This is a genomic window from Nitrospirota bacterium (genome assembly GCA_020851375.1).
Lineage (GTDB): Bacteria > Nitrospirota > 9FT-COMBO-42-15 > HDB-SIOI813 > HDB-SIOI813 > RBG-16-43-11.
Map to the genome: position 1 here is coordinate 17,433 of JADZCV010000014.1, position 11,807 is coordinate 29,239.

Genomic DNA, 11,807 nt, shown 5'->3' on the forward strand with positions numbered 1-11,807 from the left:
AGATATGTTTGTGATTGTAAGTTATGATGTTGCTACTGATGATGGTAAAGGACAGCGCCGTTTGCGCAGGGTGGCTCGTGCATGTATGGATTATGGACAAAGGGTTCAGTATTCTGTGTTTGAATGTATTGTTGATCCGGCACAGTGGACGATGTTGAAGAATAGGTTTATTTCTGAGATTGATCCGCAGAAAGACAGCCTGAGATTTTACTATCTTGGCTCTAACTGGAAACATCGGGTGGAGCATGTCGGCGCAAAGACGCCTGTTGATCAGGAAGGACCGCTGATTATTTAATATATCTGCGAACCTCAAGTTCGCAGGATTTTCCTGCAGGGTTCGCATAGCTTTAAAAGTTATTTATTTTCCGGAGTTATGGAAAAGTTCTTTGACAACTTAATATTTTTTTACACTAAATTTAAGGATTCGCACAAAATAGGAAAAAAAGTTGTTTGCGTTCAATAAGTTATAAGAACACCGTCGCCACTCGTGCAGGGGCGTGGTATGTAAAAAGAATAGAACAAAGCATTTATTAAATGATACTGTAGACATCAGGAGTGCCCCGGTATACGATTACTGTAGAATAAAAGGGGACAGACGTGATTATTCCAGAACCTCGCATCTATATGACGGTCGTGGCATTCTCAGTAATCATTTTTCTCTGTGAAGGTTTTGAGACTGCAACTGCTCAGGAGAGTAATACCGTTCCTGAGCATCAATCTGAGGCAACCACTGTAACACCGGAGAAACCAGTGATGGAAACAGGCCCATGCGCCGCCTCCGAAGTTAGCGGAGAGACATGGCTGGATCAGACGCATAATTTCATGGCCCAAAAATTCTGTGAGCCGGCAATATGGTTTGATAGTTTTTTTGGTGAGGAACATGTTTTGGAGGATCTCCTGCCCGGCACTTTTGTCAAATTGAGAAATTCAGCCAGGTGGACAGAGGGGGAGAACCTTGAATATCTCCCTGATTTCAGTGCCTCGTGGCGACTGCCCCGACTCGAGAAATTGCTGAAAAAGGCGAGGGTTTTTATCGTCTCGGGATCTGATGCTGACAAATTCACGACCCAGCCAGGCCTGCCTTTCAATCCGGGAGTTGACCCGGCAACGGGAATCAGAAAAGCCAGCGTAGGCGTACGAATGGACTTCGTTACCTGGCTTCGTTCACTTGTCAGTATTGATACGGGTATGATAATCAATGCGCCCCTCGACCCCTTTATCAGGATACGGTACCAGTACACGAAGCCATTTGGCAAGGTTTTCCTCATCCGCTTTACCGAATCCGCTCTTACGAGATATACGGAAAATTTCACTGAAACATCGCAGATAGATATTGAGAGAGAGATTACCACATTTACATTAATCCGGTGGAACAATTATGCAACCTATACCGGTGGAATGGCAGGAATTACCGGGAATACCGGTGTCAGCCTTATCACTCAATTGACACCCGTGAGCGCAATTTCCTATGATTTGAGCATGTGGGGGGTGAATCATCCAGAGTGGACTGTTCAAAATGTCCGGGTAGGGTCACGATATCGGCAGAATTTCTACCGGCCCTGGCTTTTTTTCGAGGTTTCCCCTGAAGTGCTCTGGCCTGAAGATGAGAGAAGCCACAGGCATGCCGTCTATGCTGCTATGGCTACGATTGAAATGCAATTCGGCAAATAAACACCTGCCTTAAATTGTTATCCCTATGAGATGCCGGGCTTTACAATAACCTTGACATAAACTTTACAAAACAGCTATGATTTACAGTATGTATAAACCTGTTTTCAGGATAAGCACTGAGCTGCTTAGCCTTCTGACTCTTGCAGCAGAGATCAGGGCATGGATCAACTCTGCATTGCTTGACGTCACGTGGCTGCCGGTCCTTCAACGTGAAACATCGGTACGACTTGCCCATTCCTCGACCGCCATCGAGGGAAACCCACTGACACTACCGGAGGTGGAGGCACTCGCCCGAGGAGAGGAAATCGGCGCGAGAGCCAGGGACAGGCAGGAGATACTTAATGCCCTTGCGGCCATGAACTGGATATGGGACAGGAAGACCGGCACGCCAATTAAAGAATCCGACCTTTTGCGCCTTCACCGGATGCTCACCCGCAAGACTCTGCCAGACGAACAATCAGGGCATTACAAGACTCGTCAGAACAGAATAGTTGACCACAGGGGCATTACTGTCAATACGCCACCTATACCGGATAAGGCCAGTCCGCTAACACTGGAGCTCATAGAATGGATTAATTCCAAAGGATCTGAAACCCTGCATCCCATCATCGCAGGAGCTATAGCCCATCACCGGCTTGTCTCCATCCATCCCTTTACAGACGGAAACGGACGTATCTCAAGAGCGCTTGCCATCTGGCTTTTCTACACGAGGGGCTTTGATACTCATCATCTTTTTGCCCTTGACGAGTTTTTTGAACAGGACAGGCAGCGTTATTATCAGAAGATCCAGCAGGCAAGGGACCTTGATGATGATCTCACTTATTGGCTTGAATATGTGGCAGAGGGAATAGTGGCAACACTGAATAAGGTAAAAGAACGGATAGTCGGGCTGCAGATTACAACAAGGGCTCCCCGAATAATGCTTACGAAGCGGCAGGAAGATATACTCCGGCTTTTAAGAGACAAGGGGAGGGTCAGGTCGCCAGATATAGAAAAGGCCTTTTCTATTACAAGGGCACGCATCAGTCAGATAATCAAACCTCTGATAGACGCAGGGCTCGTCATCCGTGAAGGCCGGACCAGGGCTACAACATATCGCCTCCTCTGATCCGTCCATCATGGGGCCAAATAATTCTCAGGCAGCCTCAGGTCTGATAACGCTAAGAATGCCCCTGAGCAAATCAACCGGTTTGGGCGGACAGCCTTTTATATATGCATCTACCATGATGACCTTTCCTATGCCGCCGAGGGATGCATAGCCTTCACCGAATATTCCACCATTAAATCCGCAATCACCTGCTGCAACGACCAGTTTTGGGGGAGGGGTTGCGTTGTAGGTCCTTCGTAACGCAATCTCCATGTTCCGCGTAGCAGGTCCTGTAACAAGGAGCATGTCGGCAAATCTTGGAGAGGCGGTGAAATGGATGCCGAAGCGCTCGCAGTTATAGATAGGATTATTCATGGCATGGAGTTCCAGTTCGCAGGCATTGCATGAACCGGCATCCACTGCACGGATGGTCAGACTCCCATGAAAACACCTGCGTATGGTCTCTTCTAGTTCCTGACCGACTATCTCGATCTCTGCCTCTGCAATGGCTGGTAGAGGTTCGGTAACTATGCCTGTCCTGAAAATTTGATGAAGAATTCTTAGCATTTTCTATCTCCCAGCTTCACTCGAAAATACTCCTAAGTACCCGTCATTCCCACGGAACCTGTCCCCGCATGATTTAAGCGGGGAGTGGGAATCCAGAACCAGGCCTCGGTCTGGATTCCCGCTTACGCGGGAATGACGTTTTCATGAACCTTGATGAGCCCTGAGCTTGTCGAAAGGCTCATGACGGTTCATCTGAAAACTCCCATTATTTACCACAAAGATATAAAGGACGCAAAAAATTATATTTCAGATACATCATCCAATAATGCTCTTGTCTACCTGTCATTCCCACGCAAGTGGGAATCCAGAACCAAGCCATCGTTCTGGATTCCCGCTTACGCGGGAATGACGTTTTTCATGACCCTTGGTGAGCCCTGAGCTGGTCGAGGGGCTCATGACGGTTCACCTGAAAAGCCTCTTTGTGATGGGGGCACATCTCATCGGGCGTTCCAAATGCGATGTGTCCCCAAGTGCCTCTTCATATTTACCTATTCAAGCAACGTCGAAAGTTGACGCTCAAAAAGGTCCATTTGAGGCGTCAACTATAAATCGTGTCCTGAATATGACTGATTAAAACTCTTATTGCATACCGGAAAATCAGGGACGATATTCCCATGGATTGCAAGTTCCAGTGCAATCCAGTTTACACTTGATGGGTCTCTGACCATGCACCGGTTGATCTCCCCTTTCGGACCTGACTGAAGCCAGTATATAATCTCTCCCCGCCATCCCTCGACTACGGCAAATCCTGTACGTTCTGCCGAAGCCCCCACCCTCACCCTTTCCCTCTCCCTGAGGGAGAGGGAATTTTCATTTTCCCTGGTGGGCTGCACTCTCATGATCGGTTCACCCGATGGAAGATCAATCCTGCCTTCCGGCATATTATCCAGTATTTCACGAATCATTCGTAGTGATTCCCTTATCTCTTCAATCCTAACCCATACGCGGGCATGAATGTCACCGCTATGCAGGACTGTCATCTTCGGGATTATCCGGTCATATGGTGGAAACGGGTTCTGAACACGGCAGTCTAAACCTATCCCGCTGGCCCGCGCTACAAAGCCAACCACACCGAGTTCCCTTGCATCTTCCTCAGGGAGAACGCCTGCATCCCTTACCCTGTCTTCGAGTGATGAGTTTCCATCATATATTATAACGAGCCTTTCGAACTCTGACTTTAACCGAGCCACTTCTCTAAGTATCTCCTCTTTCCCTTCTGTTGTTAAGTCAACAGAGACTCCACCTGGAACGACCCTGTCCATCATAAAGCGATGACCAAATAGTTTGTCATTTGTCCGCAACACAGTCTCTCTCAGAATAGAGAACTGATGGTGTATAAATGCAAATGCAACGTCATTGCATATGGCGCCTATATCGCCAAAATGATTGGCTACCCTCTCCATTTCAAGCATCAGTGCTCGAAGCCATAAGGCACGCCCGGGAGGCACACATCCTGTCATTGCCTCCAATGCCCTGCAATAAGCAAGTGTATGCGCAACGGTGGTATCGCCAGATACACGCCCGGCAAGCTTTGCACCCTCCACCCAGGTCAGGGACTCAAACTTTTTTTCTATCCCCTTGTGAACATAGCCCAACCTTTCTTCCAGGTGGAGAATGTCCTCTCCTACTGCCTGAAAGCGGAAGTGGCCCGGCTCGATAATCCCGGCATGGATAGGTCCGACGGCTATCTCATAAACACCTTCCCCTTCAGCCCTTATCCACTGATATTCACCAGTTATGCGCTCCATCGTCCTTGATGGATCGAATCCCTTTCTCAGTGGATATGCATCCTCCGGCCAGTCCTCGTGCTTAATCCATGGCCTTGGATCAGGATGGCCGGCAGGTATAACCCCCATGAGGCTTCTCATCTGCCTTTCAAAACGGGAGGCAGGGATAAACTTTTTGGTAAGGCTTGGGAATGTTGGATCCTCAGCGGGTAAGCGACAATAGATAATGATATACTCAGAATCCAGATAAAAACAGGCATAGATGCCAAATCCCGCCCCTCCCGCTCTCCCCATTCTTGTTTCGTCTGTCGCCCATTCGGCGGCAAGCCTTGCCCCGGCCTTCTTCATCGCCCTCGCGGCATCTATGAATCTTTCGAGTGGAACGAGAAATGCGGGTATAGTATCCGGATAAGCCAACTCATCTCTGCTGGCATCGGAACCTAATGTTGTGATGATGGTATGTAATAAGTTATCCATATTTCACCTGAAAATGCTCCTAAGTACCCTCATTCCCACGGAACCTGTCCCCGCATGATTTAAGCGGGGAGTTGGAATCCAGAACCAGGCCTCGGTCTGGATTCCCGCTTACGCGGGAATGACGTTTTCATGAACCTTGGTGAACCTGAGGTTCATGACGGTTCACCTGAAAACCCGGTTCAAATCCCCCCTATCCCCCCTTTACTAAAGGGGGGAACTGATTTCCCCCTTTGAAAAAGGGGGACTAAGGGGGATTTTCATCTGCCTTTGTAAACACTGTCTTACATCGGTTTACTCATTGCTCATTACTCATTGCTCATTGCTTCCCATTCATTGCCTATTTTAACAGTTCCACTGCCATATGAAACCACCTGGACAGAAAATCCGGCATATACAATCCTATTACAAGGACAAGCGCCATATGCAGAACAACCGGAATGTGCGCCACCTTAATTCTGTGCTGATCCGGCGGTATAAGCCCTGAGACCATCGGCTGGACGCGCCGGAAGATGGCTGCAAATGCCACTCCGAGTCCCAGCAGTAGAAACGGCGTCAGATATGGAGCATCCTTCATCGTTGCTGTAAGGATCAGGAACTCACTGGTAAATACGCCGAAAGGAGGCATTCCTACAATGGCCATAACCCCAAAGAGGAGACCCCATCCCACAAGCGGATTACCACGAACAAGTCCCTTTATCTTACTCATCTCCTGCGTACCATGCATCTGTGCCGCATGTCCCACTGTAAAGAATATGGAGGACTTTGTAAGGCTGTGTACCAGCATGTGAAGCAATGCACCAAAGGTTGCTATAGGTCCCCCAAGTCCAAAGGCAAATGTCGCGATCCCCATATGCTCTATAGAGGAGTACGCAAACATCCTCTTTATATCCTTCTGACGAAGCAGGGAAAAGGCTGAAACAATTATGGAGAGGATGCCGAAACCCATCATGACAGCCCCGGCCAGGTTCGTCCCTAATGAGCCATCCACCAGCACCTTGCACCTGACAAGGGCATAGAGGGCTATGTTTAGCAGAAGACCGGAAAGAACTGCCGATATGGGTGTAGGCCCTTCGCTGTGTGCATCGGGAAGCCAGTTATGAAGGGGTACAAGACCCACCTTTGTCCCGTATCCTACCATAAGGAACACGAATGCCAACTGAAGCACTGTAGGTTCAAGCTGTCCGCTCACCATATTAAGATTAGTCCAAAGCAATGCCTCTCCACCTTCTCCGAGGACCTTCTCTGCTGCGAAATAAAGCAGCACTGTCCCGAAGAGAGCGAGGGCTATTCCCACACCACAGAGGATAAAATATTTCCACGCTGCCTCAATTGCTGTAGGCGTCCTGTAGAGGGACACAAGCAGCACTGTCGAAAGTGTTGCCAGCTCCATCGAGATCCAGAGGACGCCAAGATTATTCGTCAGAAGACAGAGGAGCATGGCAAATATGAAGAGCTGAAACATGGCGTGGTAGAAACGCATGCCCCATTGGCCGACGCGGCCGTGCTCCCTCTCCCTCCTCATGTAACGCCGGCTGAACACAGCAGTAGTCATTGAAACAAAAGAGGTCAGTACAACAAGATACACATTAAATGCATCAATGAAGAAAAACTTCCCTCCTGCGATAAATGAGCCCTGATTATAGACCTGAATAGCAAGTGCAACGCTTACGGCAAACGTAGCCAGTGAACAGGCAATATTTATCTCAGGCGCAAACTTCCTGTCCCCGACAAATGCGAGGATCGCCGCTGCTATAAATGAGACGCCTAATAAAAGTAAGATCAGCATAATTAATAACCTTTTACTTGATAATTCCCTATAGTTTGCTACAGGGTTTTCTCATGTCATTCCCACTCCCCGCAGGATTTAAGCGGGGAGTGGGAATCCAGAATCATGCATCGTTCTGGATTCCTGCTTACGCAGGAATGACTTGGGATGTACCTGAATACATTCCAGTTTGCTACAATGTTTTCATTCTTCTTCTTTCAATCGTGCCATCTGCTCCACATCCAGACTTTCAAACGTAGTCCTTATATGGAAAAAGAAGATGCCGAATATAAACGCCGCAATCAGGATGTCCAGCGCCACTCCTAATTCCACCACGAGCGGCATCCCGTAAGTCGCGCTCGTTGCAGCAAAGAATAAACCGTTCTCCATTGCAAGGAAACCTATGATCTGGGTCACGGCGTGTTTTCTTGTAATCATCATCAGGAGACCCAGCATAACAGTCGCCAGCGCTACCGATATAGTAGACTTGGTAACAAGGTTCGACAACTCCCTGATGGGTGAAGTCAGATAATATGAGAAGATCACAAGGGCTATTCCCATCATCATGGTGGTAGGGATGTTGATTACCGACTCAACCTCTTTATGTATCTGAAGGCGGATGATGAGGATGTGGAGTATATATGGCAGCGCAATGACCTTGAGTAGCAGGGTAAGGACAGAGGATATATAAAGGTGATGCTGCCCCGCCACAAACCCAACGATAGCCGTACTTACAGATAGAAACAGCCCCTGCCATGCAAAGAGGTGCAGGAGTCCGTAGATCCTGCGTTGAGCAAGGAGGCCAAAGGCGGTCAGTAGTATCAGTGCTGCAAGGACACTATTTAGTTGTGCTGCAAATTGTGTAGACATATCTGAATCCCCGTTTAAATCCCCCCTGCCCCCCTTTAGTAACGGGGGGAACTAATTTCTCGTTGCTTTCCGCTCATTGCTCATTGCTTCCTATTCCAGCATAAAAAATGACAACATCCCGAGTGTTGCAAACAGAAAGGCGCTTCCAAGGAACTCGGGGACTCTGAAGAACCTCATCTTTGCGAGGCCTGTTTCTATGAGTACAAGTCCAAGGCCTGCAAGAACCAATTTCACGACCAATACCAGGAAGGCCACCGGAACTGCCATTAAGTTTCCTGCACCTGCAATCCCCCATGGGAAGAATGCGGCGATTCCGAGGACAGCAAAAAGGTATAACTTCATCATCCCGCTCCACTCTATCAGCGCCAGGTGACGGCCTGAGTACTCAAGGATCATGGCCTCATGGATCATAGTAAGCTCCAGATGAGTCGCTGGATTGTCAACAGGTATCCTGCCGGTCTCCGCCAGTGAAATAAAGATAAACGCGAGGAGGGCGAAGGCAAGGGACGGCCTGAGTACTAAATCTCCATGCGCAATGACCTGAACGATCTGCGATAGCGACGTTGACTGACTGGCCAAAGATACGGTAAATACCGCCATAAGCATGGCAGGCTCAGCAAGTGAGGCTATCGTCATCTCCCTGCTCGCCCCCATCCCGCCGAATGCAGTGCCTATATCCATTCCTGCCAGGGCTGTGAAGAATCGCGACATGGCAAACAGCGACACAATGGCAATTACATCCGCAGTGGATGACAATGGCAGGTCCACAGACAACACAGGGACAATAGCGCCTATCAATACAGTAAAACCAAATACGAGATATGGGGTAACTCTGAATATCCACGATGCGTTTTCTGCAAGGACGATATCCTTGTGAAATAGCTTGACCAGATCCCTGTAAGGCTGAAATATGCCTGCTGTAGTCCGTCCCTGAAACCAGCATTTTAATGTCCTCACCCATCCTATGAACACAGGTGCAACGGCAAGGAGCAATATTATCTGTACCACTTCCAGGATATAAGTAGCAATCACTCCACTCATCTCAGCAGCACCAGCAACAGGATGATCGTTGCAAAGGAATATATGAGATATACCTGTATGCGCCCCTTTTGCAGTTTTCCTGTCTTCCTCGCAATCCAGAAAGAGGCACCGGCAACAGGCTGATACAGCCATCCCAGGAAACGATCCCTCGTCTTCAGTGAATAACGGATACTCTTAACAAATGCCTTATGCTCCTGAATATGTTTTGCCTCCCGCCTTTCCCTGATATGAAAATAAAATCCGAATATCCTCCTGACAGGCATGGAAAAAGCTGTTGATGTATACTGCATCCTCGTAGTCACTTTTTCAAAACCGCAGTCCCACAGCGGACCCGTATGAATGGTCTTCCTGCGGGCGTGCAGCAGTAGAAACACTATCAATACGACCCCGACAAGCCCCGATAAAACAATCGGCCCGGAGTACGATGCCCTCTCATGTGAAATGGGCGTAAGCCACATCCATCCTGAAGCGCCTGCAGATTCAGACAGCTCACCGCCGACAAACCGGCCTGCAATAATATCCATCCAGTGAATGACAGCTGTTGGAAAGATTCCGAGGCAAAGGCATGCTATTGCAGTCATCGCCATACCTGCCTTCATAAACCAGTCAACCTCATGAACATGCTGCTGGTGCTGCCCCCTCCATTGCCCAAGGAATGTGACGCCGAACGCCTTGACGAAACACATTGCTGCAAGGGCTGCGGTAAGGGCCAGAAGCGCCGCTCCCAGCGGTATCAGGAATTTGAGCAGCGTACCCGGAAGGGCAGGAGAGAGCAGGAAGGCCTGAAAGGTCAGCCACTCGGAGACAAAGCCGTTAAACGGCGGGAGGGCTGATATGGAGATGCAGCCTGTCAGGAAGAGGGCAGATGTCCATGGCATCCTGTGAATAAGCCCTCCCATCCCTTCCATATTGCGTTCATGGGTCGCATGAAGAACTGCACCTGCCCCCATGAAGAGCAGCCCCTTGAACATCGCATGGTTTATGGCATGATAAAGCCCGGCGGTAAGCGCGAGGGCAGACAGGACAGGGAGATCGAAGGATGAGAATGTCATGGATAAACCTATCCCTATCAGGATGATGCCTATATTTTCCACTGATGAATAGGCAAGCAGTTTCTTAAGATCCTGCTGCTGCAGGGCAAAGAGGATCCCGAGCAGAGCTGAGATCAAACCAAGTATCAATACCACAGCCCCCCACCACCAGGGGAAATCTCTTATAAGATCGAAGGCCACGCGTATAATACCGTATATAGCCGTCTTCAGCATAATACCGCTCATCAGGGCCGAGACATTAGATGGGGCGACAGGATGAGCCTCAGGGAGCCAGACATGCAGCGGAACAACACCGGCCTTGGCTGCAAAACCAAAGAAGGCAAGGAAGAACACCAGGGCCGCCCAGCCGGAAGGGAATGAAGCATTCCGCATAGCATCAAATGTATACCCGTTGAAGCTCTCAAATCCTGTTGCGAAACCGGCCATAAGACCGAAGGAGAGGAGGATGGCAATGGCCCCAATATGGGCTATGACCAGATAGAGAAATGCAGCCCTCCTGTTCTCTGTCCTCTCGTCTTCAAACATGACAAGGAAATATGAGGCAGCTGCCATAACCTCCCACGATATCAGAAAGAAAAATGCATCATCAGCAAGAACCACCATAAACATCCCTGCAAGAAAGAGGGAGTAGAAGATAGAAAGGCTCGTCACAGGCCTGTGCCCCAGGAAACCCTTTACATAGCCGATAGAATAGACAGACACAATAGACCCAAGGGCGCCCATCATTGTCAGAAAGAATCCTGAGAGGGGGTCGAGCCGGAGGTGAAACGGGAGGTCAGGGAGCCCCATCAATACAATGCAGGACTCGGTTATGCCGTATTGCACCGTCCAGATACCCGCAACAAGCGACAGGACAGAGGCAATGGTTGTCAGGGAGAAAACAGAATATATCAACAGCCGCTGGTTCCGGTAAAATAACGGCGCTATTAATACGACGGAGAAAAAGATAATCAGCGCTGCTGAAATTAACGAAAATGGCGATATCATCTCATACACCCGGAATCACCAGCATAATCATGGCCTCTTTCTTTCCGGCATTCTCCCATTTATGCGGCCTCGTCGAATTAAAGTAGACGCTGTCGCCCTTTGACAGTGTGTATTCTTTACTGTCAAGGATGAACCTGACCTTACCGTTCATGACGATTCCAAACTCCTCGCCATGATGAGATGAATAAGGATGCTCACCGCTTTCACCGCCTTCTTCAAGGGTAAGCATGAATGGTTCTATCTTTTTCTTGCTCAACTCGTGGGCAAGCGGCTGGATAAAGGCCTTTGACCCCTGACTGTATATCTTCTTTCTCTCAGACTTTCTGATGACAACACTGTCTTCCCTGGACGGGTCGTCGAAGAAGTATGTGATGTGTACATTGAGGGCATTGGCAATACTCTCAAGAGATGCAATGGAAGGAGATCCCTGCCCGAGCTCAAGCTGTGAAATGAAACTGGCAGAGAGATTCGTCTTCTCTCCAAGGTCCCGAAGAGAAAGCCTCGCATCCTCCCTGAGTTTCTTGATCTTGTTGCCGAGGTTAATCATCTGACAGAGATATTTT

General features: G+C 48.9%; 10 protein-coding genes. 3 read left to right on the plus strand and 7 right to left on the minus strand.

Annotated features, from left to right (window positions below; genetic code table 11):
* Positions 1-4 precede the first annotated feature (4 nt).
* The 3 genes from cas2 (at position 5) to IT393_03080 (ending at position 2,779) form a co-directional block, all read left to right on the plus strand.
* Positions 5-295, plus strand: coding sequence for a CRISPR-associated endonuclease Cas2 (gene cas2 / locus IT393_03070; protein ID MCC7201633.1), 291 nt, complete (start codon positions 5-7; stop codon positions 293-295).
* 302 nt (positions 296-597) lie between these two features.
* Positions 598-1,671, plus strand: a complete 1,074-nt coding sequence (locus IT393_03075) for a hypothetical protein (GenBank protein ID MCC7201634.1) — start codon at positions 598-600, stop codon at positions 1,669-1,671.
* A gap of 88 nt (positions 1,672-1,759) precedes the next feature.
* Positions 1,760-2,779 carry a Fic family protein gene (locus IT393_03080; protein ID MCC7201635.1) on the plus strand — a complete coding sequence of 340 codons (1,020 nt, stop codon included), beginning with the start codon at positions 1,760-1,762 and terminating at the stop codon, positions 2,777-2,779.
* A 27-nt stretch (positions 2,780-2,806) separates the two neighbouring features.
* Here IT393_03080 and IT393_03085 read toward each other — a convergent pair whose 3' ends face one another.
* The 7 genes from IT393_03085 to IT393_03115 all read right to left on the minus strand — a co-directional run bounded on the left by IT393_03085 (position 2,807) and on the right by IT393_03115 (position 11,791).
* A complete protein-coding gene (locus IT393_03085) occupies positions 2,807-3,325 on the minus strand; it encodes a hydrogenase (GenBank protein ID MCC7201636.1) in 519 nt (172 codons plus the stop codon).
* Between the two features lie 542 nt (positions 3,326-3,867).
* Positions 3,868-5,529 (minus strand): NADH-quinone oxidoreductase subunit C, encoded by a 1,662-nt coding sequence (locus IT393_03090; protein ID MCC7201637.1) that lies wholly within the window; start codon positions 5,527-5,529, stop codon positions 3,868-3,870.
* Positions 5,530-5,866: 337 nt separating this feature from the next.
* Complete coding sequence (locus tag IT393_03095) at positions 5,867-7,315, minus strand: hydrogenase 4 subunit F (protein MCC7201638.1); 1,449 nt, start codon at positions 7,313-7,315, stop codon at positions 5,867-5,869.
* A 183-nt stretch (positions 7,316-7,498) separates the two neighbouring features.
* The gene (locus IT393_03100) at positions 7,499-8,164 is read right to left on the minus strand and encodes a formate hydrogenlyase (protein MCC7201639.1); all 666 of its coding nucleotides are present in this window, start codon (positions 8,162-8,164) and stop codon (positions 7,499-7,501) included.
* A 90-nt stretch (positions 8,165-8,254) separates the two neighbouring features.
* Positions 8,255-9,205, minus strand: a complete 951-nt coding sequence (locus IT393_03105; protein ID MCC7201640.1) for an NADH-quinone oxidoreductase subunit H — start codon at positions 9,203-9,205, stop codon at positions 8,255-8,257.
* Complete coding sequence (gene hyfB / locus IT393_03110) at positions 9,202-11,244, minus strand: hydrogenase 4 subunit B (GenBank protein MCC7201641.1); 2,043 nt, start codon at positions 11,242-11,244, stop codon at positions 9,202-9,204. Before hyfB ends, IT393_03105 begins: the two co-directional genes overlap by 4 nt.
* A 1-nt stretch (position 11,245) precedes the next feature.
* A complete protein-coding gene (locus IT393_03115; GenBank protein MCC7201642.1) occupies positions 11,246-11,791 on the minus strand; it encodes a cupin domain-containing protein in 546 nt (181 codons plus the stop codon).
* Between the last annotated feature and the right edge of the window lie 16 nt (positions 11,792-11,807).